The sequence below is a fragment of the Mycobacterium paraense genome (genome assembly GCF_002101815.1).
Lineage (GTDB): Bacteria > Actinomycetota > Actinomycetes > Mycobacteriales > Mycobacteriaceae > Mycobacterium > Mycobacterium paraense.
The window spans coordinates 17,207-37,082 of the sequence record NZ_LQPM01000044.1; the positions used below are offsets into that span (position 1 = coordinate 17,207).

General features: G+C 69.7%; 17 protein-coding genes, 2 tRNA genes and 1 pseudogene. 11 read left to right on the forward strand and 9 right to left on the reverse strand.

Annotated elements, in window-relative coordinates; all coding sequences use genetic code 11:
- Window positions 1–23: 23 nt before the first annotated feature.
- Together wrbA and AWB89_RS25025 are read right to left on the reverse strand one after the other, a co-directional pair.
- The gene (wrbA, locus tag AWB89_RS25020; protein ID WP_085177334.1) at window positions 24–626 is read right to left on the reverse strand and encodes an NAD(P)H:quinone oxidoreductase; all 603 of its coding nucleotides are present in this window, start codon (window positions 624–626) and stop codon (window positions 24–26) included.
- Window positions 623–2,053, reverse strand: coding sequence for a phytoene desaturase family protein (locus AWB89_RS25025; protein ID WP_085177336.1), 1,431 nt, complete (start codon window positions 2,051–2,053; stop codon window positions 623–625). The genes wrbA and AWB89_RS25025 overlap by 4 nt, the downstream gene beginning before the upstream one ends.
- 29 nt (window positions 2,054–2,082) lie before the next feature.
- Between AWB89_RS25025 and serA the strand changes: the two genes are divergently transcribed.
- Together serA and AWB89_RS25035 are read left to right on the forward strand one after the other, a co-directional pair.
- Window positions 2,083–3,669: a phosphoglycerate dehydrogenase gene (serA, locus tag AWB89_RS25030; RefSeq protein WP_085102447.1), complete on the forward strand. Its 1,587-nt coding sequence runs from the start codon at window positions 2,083–2,085 to the stop codon at window positions 3,667–3,669.
- The gene (locus tag AWB89_RS25035) at window positions 3,666–4,676 is read left to right on the forward strand and encodes a 3-isopropylmalate dehydrogenase (RefSeq protein ID WP_085177338.1); all 1,011 of its coding nucleotides are present in this window, start codon (window positions 3,666–3,668) and stop codon (window positions 4,674–4,676) included. The genes serA and AWB89_RS25035 overlap by 4 nt, the downstream gene beginning before the upstream one ends.
- Before the next feature lie 133 nt (window positions 4,677–4,809).
- Here the strand turns inward: AWB89_RS25035 and AWB89_RS25040 are convergent.
- Window positions 4,810–5,871, reverse strand: a pseudogene (locus tag AWB89_RS25040) (MFS transporter); the annotation flags it as partial.
- A gap of 68 nt (window positions 5,872–5,939) precedes the next feature.
- Between AWB89_RS25040 and AWB89_RS25045 the strand changes: the two are divergent.
- The 4 genes from AWB89_RS25045 to AWB89_RS25060 all read left to right on the forward strand — a co-directional run bounded on the left by AWB89_RS25045 (window position 5,940) and on the right by AWB89_RS25060 (window position 8,514).
- The gene (locus AWB89_RS25045) at window positions 5,940–6,740 is read left to right on the forward strand and encodes a fumarylacetoacetate hydrolase family protein (protein WP_085177340.1); all 801 of its coding nucleotides are present in this window, start codon (window positions 5,940–5,942) and stop codon (window positions 6,738–6,740) included.
- Entirely contained in the window at window positions 6,737–8,191 is a 1,455-nt protein-coding gene (gene gltX, locus AWB89_RS25050) for a glutamate--tRNA ligase (RefSeq protein WP_085177343.1), read from the forward strand. The genes AWB89_RS25045 and gltX overlap by 4 nt, the downstream gene beginning before the upstream one ends.
- Window positions 8,192–8,297: 106 nt before the next feature.
- Window positions 8,298–8,369: transfer RNA gene (locus tag AWB89_RS25055), tRNA-Gln, on the forward strand.
- A 72-nt stretch (window positions 8,370–8,441) separates the two neighbouring features.
- A tRNA-Glu gene (locus AWB89_RS25060) sits at window positions 8,442–8,514 on the forward strand.
- A 6-nt stretch (window positions 8,515–8,520) separates the two neighbouring features.
- Here the strand turns inward: AWB89_RS25060 and AWB89_RS25065 are convergent.
- Entirely contained in the window at window positions 8,521–9,033 is a 513-nt protein-coding gene (locus AWB89_RS25065; RefSeq protein ID WP_085102456.1) for a pyridoxamine 5'-phosphate oxidase family protein, read from the reverse strand.
- A 195-nt stretch (window positions 9,034–9,228) separates the two neighbouring features.
- The gene (locus AWB89_RS25070) at window positions 9,229–9,930 is read right to left on the reverse strand and encodes an IclR family transcriptional regulator (protein ID WP_085177345.1); all 702 of its coding nucleotides are present in this window, start codon (window positions 9,928–9,930) and stop codon (window positions 9,229–9,231) included.
- Window positions 9,931–9,993: 63 nt separating this feature from the next.
- On the opposite strand from AWB89_RS25070, the gene leuC reads away from it, so the two are divergent.
- From leuC to AWB89_RS25085, 3 genes are all read left to right on the forward strand, one after another.
- On the forward strand, window positions 9,994–11,427 hold the full coding sequence (leuC, locus tag AWB89_RS25075; RefSeq protein WP_085177347.1) for a 3-isopropylmalate dehydratase large subunit: 1,434 nt from the start codon (window positions 9,994–9,996) through the stop codon (window positions 11,425–11,427).
- A 19-nt stretch (window positions 11,428–11,446) separates the two neighbouring features.
- Entirely contained in the window at window positions 11,447–12,043 is a 597-nt protein-coding gene (leuD, locus tag AWB89_RS25080) for a 3-isopropylmalate dehydratase small subunit (RefSeq protein WP_085102463.1), read from the forward strand.
- 214 nt (window positions 12,044–12,257) lie between these two features.
- Entirely contained in the window at window positions 12,258–12,902 is a 645-nt protein-coding gene (locus AWB89_RS25085; protein ID WP_085102466.1) for an HU family DNA-binding protein, read from the forward strand.
- Window positions 12,903–12,965: 63 nt separating this feature from the next.
- On the opposite strand, the gene mutT1 is transcribed toward AWB89_RS25085, so the two are convergent.
- The 3 genes from mutT1 to cofC all read right to left on the reverse strand — a co-directional run bounded on the left by mutT1 (window position 12,966) and on the right by cofC (window position 16,905).
- Window positions 12,966–13,907 carry an 8-oxo-(d)GTP phosphatase MutT1 gene (gene mutT1, locus AWB89_RS25090; protein ID WP_085177350.1) on the reverse strand — a complete coding sequence of 314 codons (942 nt, stop codon included), beginning with the start codon at window positions 13,905–13,907 and terminating at the stop codon, window positions 12,966–12,968.
- Between the two features lie 72 nt (window positions 13,908–13,979).
- Window positions 13,980–16,172 (reverse strand): RNA degradosome polyphosphate kinase, encoded by a 2,193-nt coding sequence (locus tag AWB89_RS25095; protein ID WP_139830824.1) that lies wholly within the window; start codon window positions 16,170–16,172, stop codon window positions 13,980–13,982.
- A 70-nt stretch (window positions 16,173–16,242) separates the two neighbouring features.
- Window positions 16,243–16,905 (reverse strand): 2-phospho-L-lactate guanylyltransferase, encoded by a 663-nt coding sequence (gene cofC / locus AWB89_RS25100; RefSeq protein WP_085177407.1) that lies wholly within the window; start codon window positions 16,903–16,905, stop codon window positions 16,243–16,245.
- Between the two features lie 91 nt (window positions 16,906–16,996).
- Here cofC and AWB89_RS25105 point away from each other — a divergent pair, with 91 nt between their 5' ends.
- Together AWB89_RS25105 and AWB89_RS25110 are read left to right on the forward strand one after the other, a co-directional pair.
- Window positions 16,997–18,007, forward strand: a complete 1,011-nt coding sequence (locus tag AWB89_RS25105; RefSeq protein ID WP_085102475.1) for an NAD(P)H-dependent glycerol-3-phosphate dehydrogenase — start codon at window positions 16,997–16,999, stop codon at window positions 18,005–18,007.
- 79 nt (window positions 18,008–18,086) lie between these two features.
- Complete coding sequence (locus AWB89_RS25110; protein ID WP_085102477.1) at window positions 18,087–19,196, forward strand: D-alanine--D-alanine ligase family protein; 1,110 nt, start codon at window positions 18,087–18,089, stop codon at window positions 19,194–19,196.
- A gap of 94 nt (window positions 19,197–19,290) precedes the next feature.
- On the opposite strand, the gene AWB89_RS25115 is transcribed toward AWB89_RS25110, so the two are convergent.
- Window positions 19,291–19,863, reverse strand: a complete 573-nt coding sequence (locus AWB89_RS25115; RefSeq protein ID WP_085177352.1) for a DUF3515 domain-containing protein — start codon at window positions 19,861–19,863, stop codon at window positions 19,291–19,293.
- Window positions 19,864–19,876: the final 13 nt, after the last annotated feature.

A 19,876-nucleotide genomic window follows, 5' to 3' on the forward strand; every position in this document is an offset into this window, starting at 1 on the left:
GCAACAGTTTCACACTCGGCGGTCTAACGCGTCCCCAGCCGGTCGGCGACGGCCACCACCCGGCGCGCCAGGTGGTCGAGGGCGTTTTGCGTGGGCTCGTCGAATTCGTGGATGTTGTCGTGGGTGGACACCAGGCTCACCCCGTACGGGTTGCCGTCGACGAACTTGACCGGGTCGGTGTATCCCGGCGGCACGACGATGCCGCCGAAATGCATCAGCGTGATGTACAGCGCCACCAGGGTGGTCTCCTGCCCGCCGTGCAGGGTGTTCGACGACGTGAAGCCCGCATAGACCTTGTCGGCGAGCTTGCCCTGGGCCCACAGCCCGCCCAGCGAGTCGAGGAAGGCGCGCAATTGCGCGGCGGGAGAACCGAAGCGGGTCGGCGAGCCGAAGATCACCGCGTCGGCCCACACGATGTCGTCGCCGGTGGCCGCGGGGAGGTCCTTGGTCGCGTCGTAGTTCGCGGTCCAGGCCGGGTTGTGCGCGAACGACGCCGGGTCCTGGGTTTCGGCGACGTGCCGCAGCCGCACCTCGGCGCCCGCCGACTCGGCCGTCGCCGCGACGCGCCGGGCCATCGCGGTGCCGTGGCCGGTGGCCGAGTAGTAGATGATCGCGAGTTTGGTCATGGCGCCAGCGTAGGCATGTCGGTGATGCCGAATTCGCGGCGCAGCAGCGTCCGCGCGGCGTAATAACCGGACATGCCGTGCACCCCGCCGCCCGGCGGGGTGGCCGCCGAGCACAGATAGGCCCGGGGAACCGGTGTGCTCCACGGGTTCAGGCGCGGCGTGGGCCCGGCGATCGCGCGCCAGGCGGAATTCCCGCCCATCCCGATGTCGCCGCCGACGTAGTTGGCGTTGTGGTCGGCCATCCGGGCGGCGGGAACGGCCCGGGCCGCGACCACGATGTCGCGGAAGCCCGGCGCGAACCGCTCGACGACGCCGGTGACGGTCTCGGTCGCGTCGACGGTGGAGCCCGCCGGCACGTGGGCGTAGGTCCAGAACGGCCGGCGGCCCACGATGTCGATGCGGTCGGGGTCCGCGATGTGCGGCGAGGCGGCCAGCACCATCGGCCACTGCGCGTGGCGCCCGGCGGCGATGTCGGCCTCGGCCCGCGCCATCTGCTCGCGCGTGCCGCCCAGATGCAGGGTCGGCGCCGCTGCCAGCCGCGGGTCCGACCACGGGATGTCCTCGCTGAGCACGAAGTCCACCTTGGCGACCCCGGGCCCAAACGTGTAGCGGCGCAACGCCTTGGCGTAGCCCGCGGGCAGCGCGTCGCCGTAGATCCTCAGCAGCGCGGTCGGCACGGTGTCGAACGCGACCACACCGGCGGGCGGGGCAGTGACCTCGACGCCGGCCGTGAGTTCACCGCCGTGCGCGCGCAGGTCGGCGATCAGCGCCTCGGTGATCGCCTGGCTGCCCCCGACCGGAATCGGCCAGCCGACCGAATGCGCGAGCGTGGCGAGCATCAGCCCCGCGCCGGCGGCCGTCAACGACGGCATCCGCGAAAGCACGTGGGCCGCAACGCCGGTGAACAGCGCGCGGGCATCCTCGCCGGCCAGCATTCCCCACGCGGGCGTCCCTTGCGTCAGCATCCGCGACCCGAGCCGCAGCGCCGACGGCAACGAGCGCGGCACCGACCGCTTGTCGCCCAGCAGCAGTCCCACGACGTCTTCGGAATGCTCGACCAGCGGGCCCAGCAGCCGCCGCCACGACGAGCCGCGCTCCAGCTCCGCGCAGGTGCGCTCGAGATCGCGGTAGGCGATCGCGGCCGGGCGGCCCGGCAGCGGGTTGGCGTAGGAAATTTCAGGGACGGCCAGTCGCACGCCGCGGGCCGGCAGGTCGAACGCCGCGAAGAACGGCGACGCCAGCGCCAGCGGGTGAACCGCCGAGCACACGTCGTGCAGGACTCCCGGAGAATCCGGGTCGGCCGCGGTGCGGGCGCCGCCGCCGAACGTCGGCTGCGCCTCGATGACCTGCACTTTCAGGCCCGCGCGGGCGCAGATGACGGCAGCCGTGAGGCCGTTGGGCCCGCTGCCGACGACGGTGACGTCCACCGGTCAATTACAGCCGATAGGCTGGCCGCGTGAATCTGCCAGTTGTACTCATTGCCGACAAACTCGCCGAATCAACCGTCGCCGCCCTGGGGGACCAGGTCGAGGTGCGCTGGGTCGACGGGCCCGACCGGCCGAAGCTGCTGGAGGCGGTGCCCGAGGCCGACGCGTTGCTGGTGCGGTCGGCCACCACGGTCGACGCCGAGGTGCTGGCGGCCGCTCCCAAGCTGAAGATCGTGGCCCGCGCCGGCGTCGGCCTGGACAACGTCGACGTGGACGCCGCCACGGCGCGCGGGGTGCTGGTGGTCAACGCCCCCACGTCGAACATCCACAGCGCCGCCGAACACGCGATGGCGCTGCTGCTGTCCGCCGCGCGCGAGATCCCGGCGGCCGATGCCACGCTGCGCGAGCACACCTGGAAGCGGTCGAAGTTCTCGGGCACCGAGATTTTCGGCAAGACGGTCGGTGTCGTCGGGCTGGGCCGGATCGGGCAGCTGTTCGCGCAACGGATCGCGGCCTTCGGCACCCACGTGGTCGCCTACGACCCGTACGTGGCGCCGGCCCGGGCCGCGCAGCTGGGCATCGAGCTGCTGTCCCTGGACGACCTGCTGGCGCGCGCCGACTTCATCTCGGTGCACCTGCCGAAGACGCCGGAGACGGCGGGCCTGATCGACAAGGAGGCGCTGGCGAAGACCAAGCCGGGCGTCATCATCGTCAACGCGGCGCGCGGCGGCCTGGTGGACGAGGCGGCGCTGGCCGAAGCCGTCAGCAGCGGGCACGTGCGCGCCGCCGGCCTCGACGTGTTCTCCACCGAACCCTGCACCGACAGCCCGCTTTTCGAGCTGCCGCAGGTGGTGGTCACCCCGCACCTGGGGGCGTCCACCGCCGAGGCCCAGGACCGGGCCGGCACCGACGTCGCGGAAAGCGTGCGGCTGGCTTTGGCCGGTGAATTCGTGCCCGACGCGGTCAACGTCGGCGGCGGCGTGGTCAACGAGGAGGTTGCGCCGTGGCTGGACCTGGCGCGCAAGCTCGGCGTGCTGGTCGCCACGCTGTCCGACGGGCCGCCGGTGTCGTTGTCGGTGCAGGTGCGCGGGGAGCTCGCGGCCGAAGACGTTGAGGTGCTGAAGCTTTCGGCGCTGCGCGGGCTGTTCTCGGCCGTCGTCGAGGGCCCGGTGACGTTCGTCAACGCCCCGGCGCTGGCCGCCGAACGCGGCGTCTCGGCCGAGATCTCGACGGCCTCGGAAAGCCCCAACTACCGCAGCGTGGTCGACGTGCGCGGCGTGGCCCACGACGGTACGGCCGTCAACGTCGCCGGCACGCTGGCCGGGCCGCAGCAGGTGCAAAAGATCGTGCAGATCAACGGCCGCCACTTCGACCTGCGCGCCGAGGGCACCAACCTGATCGTCCACTACGTCGACCAGCCGGGGGCGCTGGGCAAGATCGGCACCCTGCTCGGCGGGGCCGGGGTGAACATCCACGCGGCCCAGCTGTCCGAGGACGCCGAGGGCCCGTTCGCGACGATCCTGCTGCGGGTCGACCAGGACGTGCCGGAGGATGTGCGCTCGGCGATCGCGGCCGCGGTGAGCGCCAAGAAGCTCGAAGTGGTTGACCTGTCGTGAAGCTCGCGGTGATCGGCGGCGACGGCATCGGGCCCGAGGTGGTGGCCGAGGCCGTCAAAGTCCTCGACGCGGTGGTGCCGGGCGTGGAAAAGACCGCCTACGATCTCGGCGCCCGGCGTTTCCACGCCACCGGCGAGTTGCTGCCGGACTCGGTGCTCGCCGAATTGCGCGAGCACGACGCGATCCTGCTCGGGGCGGTCGGCGATCCCTCGGTGCCCAGCGGCGTGCTGGAGCGAGGTCTGTTGCTGCGCCTGCGTTTTGAGCTGGATCACCACGTGAACCTGCGGCCGGGCCGGCTGTATCCCGGCGTGGGCAGCCCGCTGGCGGGAAACCCGGAGATCGACTTCGTCGTGGTCCGCGAGGGCACCGAGGGGCCCTACACCGGCAACGGCGGCGCGATTCGCGCCGGAACGCCGCACGAGGTGGCCACCGAGGTCAGCCTGAACACCGCGTTCGGGGTGCGCCGGGTGGTGCAGTACGCGTTCGAACGGGCGATGTTGCGCCGCAAGCACTTGACGCTGGTGCACAAGAACAACGTGCTGACGTTCGCGGGGAAGCTGTGGTCGCGGATCGTCGCCGAGGTCGGCGAGGAGTATCCCGACGTCGAGGTCGCGTACCAACACGTCGACGCGGCCACCATCTTCATGGTGACCGACCCCGGCCGCTTCGACGTGATCGTCACGGACAACCTGTTCGGCGACATCATCACCGACCTGTCCGCGGCGGTGTGCGGTGGAATCGGCCTGGCCGCCAGTGGAAACATCGACGCCACCCGGACCAACCCGTCGATGTTCGAGCCGGTGCACGGCAGTGCGCCCGACATCGCCGGTCAGGGCATCGCGGATCCGACCGCGGCCATCATGTCGGTGGCGCTGCTGCTCGACCACCTCGGCGAGGACGATGCCGCGGCCCGGGTGGACCGTGCCGTCGAGAACTATCTGGCGTCTCGTGGGAACGAACGGCGCGCCACCAGCGAAGTCGGCGAACTGATCGCAGCCGCGCTCTAGTTTCCAGGCCGGGCGGCAACAGCCGGAACGGCACCAACGGCACGGCCGCCAGCGGGAACAGCCCGCACAGCGCCCACGCCGGCGGGTACTTCGCCGCGCTGATCAGCACGCCGAACAGCGGGGGACCCACGGCCGCCACCACCCGCTGGGTGGTGTTCTGGATGCCCAGCGCGCGGCCGCTCCAGAACGGGCCGGCGAATTCGGTGATGGCCGTTGCCTCCAGCCCGTTGTCGAGCACCGCGATCACCGAGATCGTGACCATGAGCGCGATGTCGAACCGCGAATCCACCAGGTCCGAAAGGGCCAGCAGGAACAGGGTCAACGCGGCGGCCGCGGCGATGACGGCCACCGGTTGCATGCGTGAGCCGATGCGATCCGACCAGCGGCCGACCGCGATGCGGCCCGCCGCGCCGAGCAGCTGCGACAGCGTGACCAGCCCGCCGGCCGCGGCGACCGACCAGTGGTGGTGGTTGATCAGCCACACCAACATGAAGGTGACCGTCACCGTCTGCGGCATCATCAGCAGGCCCGCGACCGCGTGGATGCGCCACAGCACCGAGGATCCGCGGTAGGGGCTGGCCAGTTCGGTTTCCGTGGCCGTGCGGCGGGATTTGCGCGGCGGGTTGACGACGCCGACCGCGCTCACCACCGCCGCGGCGGTGCACACGAACGCCGGAAACATCAGGCCCGAGTGCGGTCCGCGCTCGGCCAGCTCGGGCATCACCAACGCGCCCACGGCGATCCCCAGCGGTTGCGCGGTCTGGCGGATGCCCATCGCGAGGCCGCGTTGCTGCGGCGGGAACCACCCCGCCACCAGGCGCCCGCCGGCGGCGTTGCAGCTCGCCGCGGCCATGCCACCGAGAAAGAGGTAGACGCCGACCCAGACCATCGACTGCGCCGACGCCGCCGCGTAGGCCGCCGCCGCCGTCAGCGCGGAACCCGCGGTCAGCACGATCCGCTCGCCCACGCGGTCCAGGACGTAGCCCCAGAGCACCAGCGTGACGACCATGCCCCAGCTGGGCATCGACGACAACAGGCTGGCCTCGGTCAGCGCGATCCCGCGCCGGTCCTCGAGCGACGGAATCAGGAAGGCGATGCCGTTGATGAAAAGGAAGGAACTGGCCGTCACGAACAGCGAGACGACCATGACCAGCCAGCGCCCTCCCGCGCTGAGCGTGGCGTCGCCCCTCGGCATCAATCCATGCTTGCACAGCGCCGACACCGGCCGCGGTATCTCTGAAGACCGCCACTAGGCTGCAACGAATGCGCCTTGGTCGAATCGCCAGCCCCGACGGTGTCGCCTTCGTCAGCATCGAGGGCGAACTGGACGATCCCGCCGGGATGATCGCGCGGGAGATCGCCGAGCACCCGTTCGGCACACCGAACTTCACCGGCCGGTCGTGGCCGCTGGCCGACGTGCGGCTGCTGGCGCCGATCCTGGCCGGCAAGGTGGTCTGCGTCGGCAAGAATTACGCCGATCACATCGCGGAGATGAGCAGCTTCGCGACGGGCCCGGCGGCCGCCGACCCGATCATCTTCCTCAAGCCCAACACCGCGATCATCGGGCCGAACGTACCGATCCGGTTGCCCGCCAACGCCTCACCCGTGCACTTCGAGGGCGAGCTGGCGGTGGTGATCGGCCGGCCGTGCAAGGACGTGCCCGCCGCCCAGGCCGCCGACAACATCCTCGGCTACACCGTCGGCAACGACGTGTCGGCGCGCGACCAACAACAGGCCGACGGCCAATGGACCCGCGCCAAGGGCCATGACACCTTCTGCCCGGTCGGGCCGTGGATCGTCACCGACGTCGATCCGGCGGACCTCGAACTGCGCACCGAGGTCAACGGCGAGGTGAAGCAGCACAGCCGCACCTCGCTGATGATCCACGACGTCGGCGCCATCGTGGAGTGGATCTCGGCGGTGATGACCCTGCTGCCGGGCGACCTCATCCTCACCGGAACACCCGCGGGCGTCGGTCCGATCGAGGACGGCGACACAGTCTCGGTCAGCATCGAGGGCATCGGCAGCCTCGTCAATCCCGTTGTGCGCAAAGGAAAGTCGTGACAGTACGAGTCCGATTCTGCCCGTCGCCGACCGGCACCCCGCACGTCGGGATGGTCCGCACCGCGCTGTTCAACTGGGCCTACGCCCGACACACCGGCGGCACCTTCGTGTTTCGCATCGAGGACACCGACGCCCAGCGCGACACCGAGGAGAGCTACCTGGCGCTGCTCGACGCGCTGCGCTGGCTCGGCCTCGACTGGGACGAGGGCCCCGAGGTCGGCGGTCCCTACGGCCCCTACCGGCAGTCGCAGCGCACCGAGATCTACCGCGACGTGGTGGCCAAGCTGCTCGAGGCGGGGGAGGCCTACTACGCCTTCTCGACGCCGGAGGAGGTCGAGGCCCGCCACATCGCCGCCGGCCGCAATCCCAAACTGGGCTACGACAACTTCGACCGGCAGCTCACCGACTCGCAGCGCGCGGCGTTTCTGGCCGAGGGCCGCCAGCCGGTGGTGCGGCTGCGGATGCCCGACGAGGACCTCGGCTGGGACGACCTGGTGCGCGGACCGACCACGTTCGCGGCGGGCAGCGTGCCCGACTTCGCGCTGACCCGCGCGACGGGAGATCCGTTGTACACGTTGGTGAACCCGGTCGACGACGCGCTGATGAAGATCACTCACGTGCTGCGCGGCGAGGACCTGCTGCCGTCGACCCCGCGCCAGCTCGCGCTGTATCAGGCGATGATCCGGATCGGGGTGGCCGAACGCACCCCGCAATTCGCGCACCTGCCAACGGTATTGGGGGAGGGCACCAAGAAGCTGTCCAAGCGCGACCCGCAGTCCAACCTGTTCGCCCACCGCGACCGGGGCTTCATCCCCGAGGGGCTGCTGAATTACCTTGCGCTGCTGGGCTGGGCGATCGCCGACGACCACGACCTGTTCAGCCTCGACGAAATGGTGGCCGCGTTCGACGTGGTGGACGTCAATTCCAACCCGGCCCGGTTCGACCAGAAGAAGGCCGACGCGCTGAACGCCGAGCACATCCGGATGCTCGACGCCGGCGACTTCGCGGGCAGGCTGCGCGACTACTTCGACACGCACGGCCACCACACCGGCCTCGACGATGCCGGATTCGCCACGGCCGCCGAGCTGGTGCAGACGCGCATCGTCGTCCTGGGCGACGCCTGGGACCTGCTGAAGTTCCTCAACGACGAGCAGTACGCGATCGACCCCAAGGCCGCCGCCAAGGAGCTCGGCCCGGACGGCATCGCGGTGTTGGACGCGGCGCTGGCCGCGCTGGACGGCGTGCCGGCCTGGACCACGGCGGAGATCGAGGCCGCCCTCAAGGCCGCGCTCGTCGAGCGCCTGGGGCTCAAACCGCGCAAGGCGTTCGGTCCGATCCGGGTCGCCGCGACGGGAACGACGATCAGCCCGCCGTTGTTCGAATCACTGGAGCTGCTGGGCCGCGACCGCACCATGGCGCGGTTGCGGGCGGCGCGCGACGGCGCGGTCTAGGTTTTTGGTAGTCTGCACTGCGGTTTGCAAAGGCCGCCTGCGGTTGGCCACAGCGGTTGCGGGAAACCCCGCAAAACCGTTGTGACCAGCGGTTTTAGGTCGCCAATGGGGTATGGTGTAATTGGCAACACAGCTGATTCTGGTTCAGCCATTCTAGGTTCGAGTCCTGGTACCCCAGCAAAATCGCAGCACGGTCAGCGATTAGGTCGCCCTTCTGAGGTGAGCTATGCTGGCAGCTCGGATCGGTTCTGGCCCCGTCGTCTAGCGGCCTAGGACGCCGCCCTCTCACGGCGGTAGCGTGGGTTCGAATCCCATCGGGGCTACAAAATCTATTGGCCGGTCCGCAGCGCGGCCGGCGCGGTCGATCCGCCCACCGGCATCTGCGGCAACCCGAGCTTGCGGTGATCCCACGAGCGCGCGCGGCGCGCGACGATGCGCACGCAGACCCGCTTGTTCATCATCTGCTCGACGAAGGGCTTCATGTCGTCGGTGTAGGGGCCGGTGTAACGCTCGAAAACGCTGACCCCCACCCGGTGCGCGACGTCCGGATCGTCGACGATCTCGGCGACGCCCTCGAAGGACACCCCACGCAGCGTGTCGTAGGTGTCGCCGTCCTCGATCAGGAAGCTCACCCGGGGATCCCGGGTCAGGTTGACCGCCTTCTGCGACTTGGCCTTGGTCTCGAGCCAGACCTCGCCGTCGACGACGGCGTACCACATCGCGGTCAGGTGCGGCTGCCCGTCGGGGCCGACGGTGGCCAGCGTGCCGGTGCGGCTCTTCACGACGAAGTCGGCGATCTCGTCTTCGGACATGACGATGCTCGCGCGCTGATTGGTTCCCATGGCGGTCAGTGTGTCAGGTTGCTTTTCGGTGTGCGTGCAGGGCGCCCTGAACGCACACTCGGCGCCCTGGATACACACTCGCCGCCGCGGTGATGCGTGAACCGGTGCGTGTGCACTGGAGGCTTTTGTGTGTGCGCTGAAGGCGGGGAAAGTGCGATGTTGGCGCCCTGGACACACACGCGGCGCGGCGCGCGACTAAAGCCGGCGGGTGAGCGCTTCCGCGGCGGACAGCAGATCGGCGGCCCAGCGGGCCCCGGGGCGCCGGCCGATCCGGTCGACGGGTCCCGACACCGAGATCGCCGCGACGACCTCACCGCGGTTGTCGCGCACCGGCGCCGAGACGCTGGCCACACCGGGCTCGCGCTCGGCCACGCTTTGCGCCCAGCCGCGCCGGCGCACGTCGGCCAGCGTCCGGTCGGTGAATTTCGCCGCCGGCAGTACGGCTTTCTGCGTGGCGGCGTCGGCATAGGCGAGCAGCACCTTGGCCCCGGAGCCCGCCGTCATCGGCAACCGCGCGCCGACCGGAACCGTATCGCGAAGACCCGCAGCCGGTTCCAGGGCGGCCACGCAGACCCGCGAGGTGCCCTCGCGCCGATACAGCTGGATGCTCTCGCCGGTGGTCTCGCGCAGCGCGGGCAGCACCGCCGCGCTGGCGGCCAGCAGCGGGTCGTTGACCCGCGCCGCCAGTTCGCTTACCGCCGGACCCAGCCCCCAGCGCCCCGCGTCGTCGCGCGCGAGCAGCCGATGGACCTCGAGGGCGGCGGCCAGCCGGTAGGCGGTGGCCCTGGGCAGCCCGGTGCGCTCGCACAGTTCGGCCAGCCCGCAGGGGGATTCCGCGATGGTGTGCAGCACGACCACCGCTTTGTCCAGGACGCCGATGCCGCTATGCTGTCTCATAGGGAGATACTAGCGTCTCATATTATGAGAAACGATGAAAGACCGAACAGAGGCGAATTCGAGATGGGACCCGACAAACCGCGCACCCTGGCCGAAAAGGTCTGGGACGACCACGTTGTGGTGAGAGGCGGCGAAGCCGAACAGGCCGACGCCCCAGACCTGATCTACATCGATCTGCACCTGGTGCACGAGGTCACCAGCCCGCAGGCTTTCGATGGGCTCCGGTTGGCCGGCCGGCCGGTGCGACGCCCCGACCTGACGCTGGCCACCGAGGACCACAACGTGCCCACGGTCGACATCGACAAGCCGATCGCCGACCCCATCTCGCGCACGCAGGTCGAGACGTTGCGGCGCAACTGCGCCGAATTCGGCGTCCGGCTCTACCCCATGGGCGACATCGATCAGGGCATCGTGCACGTCGTCGGCCCGCAATTGGGCCTCACCCAGCCGGGCATGACGATCGTCTGTGGCGATAGTCACACGTCCACCCACGGCGCATTTGGCGCGCTGGCCATGGGGATTGGCACCTCGGAGGTCGAGCACGTGCTGGCCACCCAGACCCTGCCGTTGCGCCCCTTCAAGACGATGGCGGTCAACGTCGACGGCACGCTGCCCGCCGGCGTCACCGCCAAGGACATCATCCTCGCTCTGATCGCGAAGATCGGCACCGGCGGTGGGCAGGGTCACGTCATCGAATACCGGGGCAGCGCCATCGAATCGCTGTCCATGGAGGGCCGGATGACGGTCTGCAACATGAGCATCGAGGCCGGCGCCCGGGCGGGCATGGTGGCGCCGGACGAGACCACGTACGAATTCCTGCGCGGGCGCCCGCACGCGCCCACCGGCGCGCAGTGGGATGCCGCCGTCGAGTACTGGCAGCAGCTGCGCACCGATCCCGGCGCCGTCTTCGACACCGAGGTCTATCTCGACGCGGCCGCGCTGAGCCCGTTCGTCACGTGGGGGACGAATCCCGGCCAGGGGGTGCCCCTGGACGCGGCCGTGCCCGACCCCGAACTGATCGGCGACGACGGCGAGCGGCAGGCCGCCGAGAAAGCCTTGGCGTACATGGACCTTCGGCCCGGGACGCCGATGCGCGATATCGGCGTCGACGCCGTGTTCGTCGGTTCTTGTACCAATGGTCGTATCGAAGACCTGCGCGCGGTGGCCGATGTGCTGCGCGGTCGCAAGGTCGCCGACGGGGTGCGAATGCTGGTCGTGCCCGGCTCCATGCGGGTGCGCGCGCAGGCCGAGGCCGAAGGGCTCGGCGAGATCTTCACCGCCGCCGGCGCCGAATGGCGTCAGGCGGGATGCTCGATGTGCCTGGGCATGAACCCCGATCAGCTTTCGCCGGGGGAGCGGTGCGCCGCGACGTCCAACCGCAACTTCGAAGGGCGGCAGGGCAAAGGCGGGCGCACGCACCTGGTGTCGCCGGCCGTGGCCGCCGCGACCGCGGTGCGGGGCAGGCTGTCCGCGCCGGCCGACTTGCACTCCAACTGACTTCGAATCGAGGACGAAAATGGAAGCCTTTCGCACCCACACGGGTATCGGCGTGCCGCTGCGGCGGTCGAATGTCGACACCGATCAGATCATTCCCGCCGCGTTTTTGAAGCGCGTTACCCGAACCGGTTTCGAGGACGGATTGTTCGCCACGTGGCGTTCGGATCCCTCATTCGTGCTCAATCTCAGCCCCTTTGACCGCGGCTCGGTTCTGGTCGCCGGGCCCGATTTCGGCACGGGTTCGTCGCGCGAGCATGCGGTGTGGGCGCTCATGGACTACGGGTTCCGGGTCGTCATCTCGTCTCGATTCGGTGACATTTTTCGGGGCAACGCCGGCAAGGCGGGCCTGCTGGCCGCAGAAGTTTCTCAGGACGGCGTGGAACTCCTTTGGAAGCTGATCGAGGGCAGTCCGGGCTTGGAAATCACTGCCAATCTTCAAGATCGAAATATCACCGCCGGAACGACGGTGCTGCCGTTCAAGATTGACGACCACACGGCCTACCGACTGCTCGAGGGTCTCGACGATATAGCCCTTACGCTGCGGAAACTCGACAACATCGAGGCCTTCGAGGCCGCGCGCCCGCAGTGGAAACCGCACACTTCGCCCGCCTCCTGAACGGTCGATCGGGACGGATTTTCTTCTCGGTCGGCTAACTAAACCCGCCGATTTCGCGGTCGGGCCACCGGTCAAGGGCGGCAACCAGATTGCGAAAAGTTCCGCCGTTCGGTCGGCGAAATTGCGCGTGGCTCTTGGAAATTTGCTGGGTGAGGGTTTACCGTGTCCACTAGTCGGTTCCCAAAACGAGGACCACTAGCTTCGGAGGGTTTGGATGAACAAAGCAGAGCTCATAGATGTGCTCACACAGAAATTGGGCTCGGACCGTCGGCAGGCGACCGCTGCCGTCGAGAATGTCGTCGACACGATTGTGCGTGCGGTGCACAAGGGCGACAGCGTCACCATTACCGGGTTCGGTGTGTTCGAGCAGCGGCGGCGCGCGGCGCGCGTGGCCCGTAACCCGCGTACCGGCGAGACGGTAAAGGTAAAGCCGACATCGGTTCCCGCGTTCCGGCCCGGTGCCCAATTCAAAGCGGTTGTGTCTGGCGCGCAGCGCCTCCCGTCGGAAGGACCAGCAGTGAAGCGTGGTGTTGTGGCAGGCGGCGCAGTAAAGAAGGCCGCGAAGAAGGCTCCGGCCAAGAAGGCCGCGAGCAAGGCTCCGGCCAAGAAGGCCGCCGCCAAGAAGGCCCCCGCCAAGAAGGCCGCCGCCAAGAAGGCTCCGGCCAAGAAGGCTGCGGTGAAGAAGGCTCCCGCCAAGAAGGCCGCGGTGAAGAAGGCTCCCGCCAAGAAGACCGCCGCCAAGAAGGCTCCCGCCAAGAAGGCCGCGGTGAAGAGGGCGCCGGCCAAGAAGGCCGCGAGCAAGGCTCCGGCCCGCAAGGCTCCCGCCAAGAAGGCCACCGCGCGGCGCGGCCGCCGCTAAGAAGTTCCGCTACGTGAATACCCTCCGGGGTGGCCGCAACGCCACCCGGAGGGTATTCGCGTGTCAGGCCCGCACGTTGGCGGCCAGCGCGCCGCCGATGTGGTCGGCCGACACCAGCCGGCCGCCGGATAGGGACAGCACCCACGTACTGCCCTTGTGGTTGCGGGATTTATCGGCGCGCACTCCGTCGCGTTCGCACCACCAGGCGATCAGGTCCGGAATCACCTTGCCCTGCGTGCAAATCACCGGGGTGCCGCCCTCCTTGGCGATGTCGAGCATCCGGTGGCGGGCGCGCTTGGGGTTCTTCGCGTAGGACTCCTCGGTGAGGGCGGGTTCGTTGTGCACGGCGACACCGAGCTCCTCGGCGAGCGGTTCGACGGTCTGGTGACAGCGGAGCCGGTCGGCCGCGTACACGGCGGAGGCGCCGAAGGCGAGCAGTTGCGGCACCAGGGCTTCGGCCTGCGCGCGCCCCCGCTTATCCAGCGGTCGTTTGGTGTCGTCGCCCTTGAACCGTGACTTCCTGCCCGCGGTGCCGTGCCGGACCACCAGCACCGTCTGCGTGTCGGCAGGCTGTTTTGCGAAGTGGCGCAACATCTTTCGGTCGTGCGGGTAGGTGAGTCTGTCCTTGGCTTCGGCGAGCGGCAACCAGACCAGTTCGTCGACCTCGTTGCCCGGCGTGAATTCGCCGCCGGTGCTGCGCGCGGTCCAGTAGTGAACCTTTTTGACGCCCTGCTCGATCGGGTAGCTCACCACGTCCAGCCGCCGGCCGAGGATGGCGCCGTGACCGGTCTCCTCGAGTACTTCTCGCACCGCCGCCACGGGCGCCGTCTCGCCGGGATCCACCTTGCCCTTGGGCAGCGACCAGTCGTCGTATCGGGGGCGATGGATGACGGCGACCTCGAGGCCGGGGTTGCCGTCATCCGCGGGTCGCCACAGCACGGCGCCCGCGGCGTACACGACCCGACTCCCCGAGCGCCGAGTGGCGGACGAGTTCTGGGTTGGCAACTCAACTCCTGCAGGTCAATTCGGCGAGGTACGCACGGCCGTGGGCGCGACCAGGAAAGCTACCACATCGCCTCAGGCGCTCCGATGCAGCTCCATCAGCGATTCCTGATGGTCGCGCACCGAGTGGCCGTCCCGCGGCGACGCGATCCACTGGCCGTCGGCGCCGAGCTCCCAGCACCGGGTGGACGGGTTCAGCGCGGACTCGAACAAGTCGTCCAGGTACGCGGTGAGCCGGGGATCCTTGACCTGAACCAGCGCCTCGACGCGTCGGTCGAGGTTGCGGTGCATCATGTCGGCGCTGCCGATCCAGAACTCGTTGATGCGGTTGAAATGCATGATCCGCGAGTGCTCCAGGAATCGGCCGAGGATCGAACGCACCGAGATGTTCTCCGAAAAGCCTTCCGCGCCGGGGCGCAGCGCGCAGATGCCGCGCACCACGATCTCCACCCGCACGCCGGCGCGGGAGGCGCGGTACAGCGCGTCGATGACCTGCTCGTCGACCAGAGCGTTCATCTTCATCCGGATCCGCCCGCCGCCGCTTTCGCGGTGCGCGGCGATCTCACGCTCGACGCGTTCGATGATGCCGGTGCGGATGCTGTGCGGTGCCACCAACAAATTGCGGTAGGACACCTTCCGCGAATAGCCGGTGAGCGAATTGAACAGGTCCGTCAGGTCGGCGCCGATTTCCGGTGAGGCCGTGAGCAGGCCGACGTCCTCGTACAGCCGGGCCGTCTTGCCGTTGTAGTTGCCGGTCCCGATGTGGCAGTACCGGCGGATCGTTGGGCCCTCGCGGCGCACCACCAGGCAGGTCTTGCAGTGCGTCTTGAGTCCGACGTACCCGTACACCACGTGCACGCCCGCCTGCTCCAATGTGCGCGCCCAGCGAATGTTGGCCTGCTCGTCGAAGCGCGCCTTGATCTCCACCATTGCCACCACTTGCTTTCCGGCCTCGGCGGCGGCGATGAGCGCCCGGACGATCGGCGAGTCACCGGAGGTGCGGTACAGCGTCTGCTTGATGGCCAGCACGTTGGGATCGGCGGCGGCCTGCTCGATGAATCGCTGCACGCTGGTGGAGAACGATTCGTACGGATGATGAAGCAGCACATCGCCTTCGCGCAGCGTCGCGAAGATGCTCCGCGGTGTTTCGCGGTCGACGAAGGCGGGGCTGGTGGACGGAACGAAGGCCGGGTCTTTCAGCGCCGGCCGGTCCAGTCCGTAGATCTGCCACAACGACGACAGATCGAGCAGGCCGGGCACCTCGATGACATCACCGGGATTGACGTCGAGCTCGCGCAGCAGCAACTCCAGCATGCTCTCGGTCATGTCGTCGGCGACCTCGAGCCGGACCGGCGAACCGAACCGGCGGCGCGCCAGCTCTCGCTCCAGCGCTTGCAGCAGGTCTTCGTCGCGGTCCTCTTCCACCTCGTAGTCGGCGTTGCGGGTGATGCGGAACGCGTGATGCTGCACGATCTCCATGCCCGGGAAGAGCACCGGCAGGAAGGCCGCGATCAGCTCTTCCATTGGCAGGTAGCGGATTATGGTGGGCCCCTCACCGCCCTCGGCATCGCCGCGGGTCTCGAGTTCGACGAAGCGATCGACGTTGTTGGGCACCTTGACGCGGGCGAAGTGCTGGCCGCCGTCCTCGGGCTGGCGCACCATGACCGCCAGGTTCAGACTCAGCCCGCTGACGAACGGGAAGGGGTGGGCGGGGTCGACGGCCAACGGCGTCAGGACCGGGAAGACCTGCTCGTTGAAATACGTCGACAGTTCCTCGCGCTCCTCGGGTTCCAGATCGGCCCACGTGACGATGTGGATGCCTTCGGCGGCCAGCGCCGGCTCCACGGAATCGAGGAACACGCGGGCGTGCCGGGTCGCGATCCGCTGGGTGTGCTCGCCGATGAGGGCCAGTTGCTCGCGCGGCGTGAGGCCGTCGGCCGAGCGCACGGACAGCCCCATCTCGTCGCGGCGCTTGAGGCCGGCCACCCGCACCATGTAGAACTCGTCGAGATTGGAAGCGAAGATCGCCAAGAACTTCGCGCGCTCCAGCAGCGGCAGCGAGTTGTCGTCCGCCAGCGCGAGCACGCGCGCGTTGAAGTCCAGCCAGCTCAGCTCCCGATTGAGGTAACGGTCCTCGGGCAGCGCGTCATCGATCGCGGCCTGGGTGGCGGCAGGAGGTGCGCCCACGGTCGAGTCGTCGGTTTGCCACGCGGATTCTTCGAGGCGCGCCTCGGCTTCGATTTCGGTCACCCTGCGATCATTGCTCATTCCCGCTGGTGCTGCTAGCGCCCGACGGACATCCATCGGCCGTTGGCGCGCAGTTCACCGGTCGTACAGGTTAGTGCTGCGCGACGGCCCGGGCCGTCGCCGACCCGACGCCGAGGCGGCGGGCGGCCGTCAGGTCGGCGGGCGTATCGACGTCGCAGCGCAGGCCCGGCCACGCTCCCGTCAGCTCGATCGCGCCCGAACGGCGGTGCCGCGCGCACGAATCCGGCCCGAACTGCGGATCCAGCGGGGCGCCGAACGCGCACAGCGCGGCGGTTCCCGTCGCCAACCGGTCGGCGACGAAGCTGCGCCGGTGATGGCGCGCGGCGGCGATCGCCTCGGCCAGCTCCTGGGTCTGCAACGCGGGCAAATCACCTTGCAGCACAACGATATTCGCGAATGATTCGGACACCGCCCGTTCCGCGGTGGCGATCGCGCTGTTGAGCGGGTCGCTGTTGCCCTCCGGCGTCGGATCGGCGAGCACGCCGGCGCCCAGCTCGGCTGCGGCGGCCGCGGCGGCGTCGTCGGGGGTGATGACGGTGATCGAGCCCAGCGCGGCGACGCCGGACGCGGCGGTCAGCGTGTCGATCAGCATGGCCAGCACCACCCGTTCGCGGGTCCGCGCCGAGAACACCGGTGCCAGCCGGGTCTTGGCGGCGGCCAACCGCTTGACGGCGATGATCAACGCCACGTCACCGGCGCCGTCGCCCGCACCGTCGGCCCGAGTGCCGCTCATGGGGCCATCCTGCCAGCGCGACCGCGGCGGCCGGGCGCCACGGTAGCGTGACGGCACCGACAGGACGACGAACAGACAGACGGGATGGCAGATGGCCGGTTCAGAGGGCGCCATTGCGGTGATGGGCGCCGGTGCCTGGGGCACGGCGCTGGCCAAGGTGCTGGCCGACGCCGGGGAGGAGGTCGTGCTGTGGGCCCGGCGCTCCGAGGTCGCCGACGAGATCAATGCCACCCGGTACAACCCCGACTACCTGCCCGGCACCCCGTTGCCGCCGGGCATCCGGGCCACCGCGGACGCCGCCGACGCCCTGGCCGGCGTGACGACGGTGCTGCTCGGGGTTCCGGCGCAGACGATGCGCGCCAACCTCGAGCGGTGGGCCCCGCTAGTGGCCGACGGCGCGACCCTGGTCAGCCTCGCCAAGGGCATCGAGCTGGGCACGCTCATGCGCATGAGCCAGGTCATCATTTCGGTGACCGGGGTGGACCCGGCGCAGGTCGCCGTCATCTCGGGCCCGAACCTGGCCAGCGAGATCGCCGAATGCCAGCCCACCGCCACGGTCGTCGCGTGCAGCGACTCCGGCCGGGCGGTCGCGGTGCAGCGCATGCTCAACAGCGGGTACTTCCGCCCCTATACCAACAGCGATGTGGTCGGCACCGAGATCGGCGGGGCATGCAAGAACGTGATCGCGCTCGCGTGCGGGATGGCGGCCGGCGTCGGGCTCGGCGAGAACACCGCGGCCGCGATCATCACCCGCGGATTGGCGGAGATCATGCGGCTCGGGATCGCGCTCGGCGCCAAGGGCGCGACGCTGGCCGGGCTGGCGGGCGTGGGCGACCTGGTCGCCACCTGCACCTCGCCGCATTCGCGCAACCGGTCGTTCGGCGAACGGCTGGGCCGCGGCGGGACCATGGAGTCGGCCACGCAGGCGGGCCACGGGCACGTCGTCGAGGGGGTGACGTCGTGTCAGGCGGTGCTCGCGCTGGCGTCGAGCTACGACGTCGAAATGCCGCTCACCGACGCCGTGCACCGGGTGTGCCACAAGGGGTTGTCGGTGGACGAGGCGATGGCGCTGCTGCTCGGTCGCAGCACCAAGCCGGAATGAGCCGCCCGGGCCGCCGAAACCCCAGCTAGCGGCCCGGCATCCGACCCGGCGGCCCCGCACCCGGTAGCCTCTGAAGGTTGTGGGTCCCAGCGAGCGCGTTCGCGTCGCCGTCGTCTTCGGCGGGCGCAGCAACGAGCACGCCATCTCCTGCGTGTCCGCGGGCAGCATCCTGCGCAACCTCGACCCGCAGCGTTTCGAGGTCGTCGCGGTCGGCATCACCCCGGAGGGCTCGTGGGTGCTCACCGACGGGGACCCCGACGCGCTGGCGATCAGCAACCGGCGGCTGCCCGAGGTGACCGCCGCATCGGGCACCGAGCTGGCCCTGCCCGCCGACCCGCGGCGCAGCGGTCAACTGGTGTCCCTGCAGCCCGGCGCGAGCGATGTCCTGGCGTCGGTCGACGTGGTGTTCCCGGTGCTGCACGGCCCCTACGGCGAGGACGGCACCATCCAGGGCCTGCTCGAACTCGCCGGTGTGCCGTACGTCGGTGCCGGCGTGCTGGCCAGCGCCGCGGGCATGGACAAGGAGTTCACCAAGAAGCTCCTTGTCGCCGAAGGACTTCCGGTCGGCCCGCACGCGGTGCTGCGGCCCCCGCGGGCGACGCTGGACCTCGAGGAGCGCGAGCGGCTCGGTTTGCCGGTGTTCGTCAAACCCGCGCGGGGCGGTTCCTCGATCGGCGTCAGCCGGGTCGCGAGCTGGGACGAACTGGCCGCGGCGGTGGCCGATGCGCGCCGGCACGATCCGAAGGTGATCGTCGAGGCGGCGATCAGCGGACGCGAGCTGGAGTGCGGCGTCCTCGAAATGCCGGACGGCACAGTCGAAGCCAGCACGGTGGGCGAGATCCGGGTGGTCGGGGTGCGCGGGCGCGAGGACTCCTTCTACGACTTCGCGACGAAATACCTCGACGACGCGGCCGAACTGGACGTGCCCGCGAAGGTCGACGACGACGTCGCGGATGCGGTGCGCCAGTTGGCGATTCGGGCGTTCAAGGCCATCGATTGCCAGGGCCTGGCCCGGGTGGACTTCTTCCTGACCGAGGACGGCCCGATCATCAACGAGATCAACACGATGCCGGGGTTCACCACCATCTCGATGTACCCGAGGATGTGGGCCGCCAGCGGCGTCGACTATCCCACCCTGCTGGCGACCATGGTGCAGACGGCGCTGGCTCGCGGCGTCGGGCTTCGCTAACGCTTCTCCGCTTCGCCGAACGTGAAGCTACTGCGAGTTTTCTGCGGATTTTTCGCAACAGCTTCACGCTCGGCGCGGCCGCCATGGGTCTTGGCTAACGAGCGGGCGCGGGGTTGATCGGCACGGCCGCCATGGTGTGGTCGATCACCTCGGAGAGCTGCTGGATGGGCGTCGGCCCCGATCCCGACGGCAGCGTGAGCGCGACGTACACGGGCCGGTCGACCGCGTACCAGGTGGACCTGCCGGCGTCACCGGCGGATTGCTGGCCGGCCGAAACCTCGAACCACTGCACCCGGTCGACGACCTGGATCGGGGATCCCACCACGAACTCGGCCGGGCGGTCCAGCCCGCAGCGCAACACCACCGGCTCGCCGCCGGACCCGGTTCGCCAGGCCGCCGCGCCCTCCGGGGCCGGCTCCGCCAGCGTGGCGCGCTGATAGTCCCCGAGCCGCTGCGGCAGCGCGGCGGCCAGTGACCGGCACGCGCCGTCGGACGCGTGCGGCGCCGGGGCGGCGGGGACGACGACCGGTGGCGGCGGCGCCTGGCGGGTCGCCGCGACGGCCAGGATCACGCCGAGCGCCACGACGGCCAGCGCCACCGCGGCGATGAGCACGGCGCGCGGCGGCCCCGCGTCGGCGCCGGCGACGGCCTCGGGATCGGTCTCCACCGCCCGCGCACCT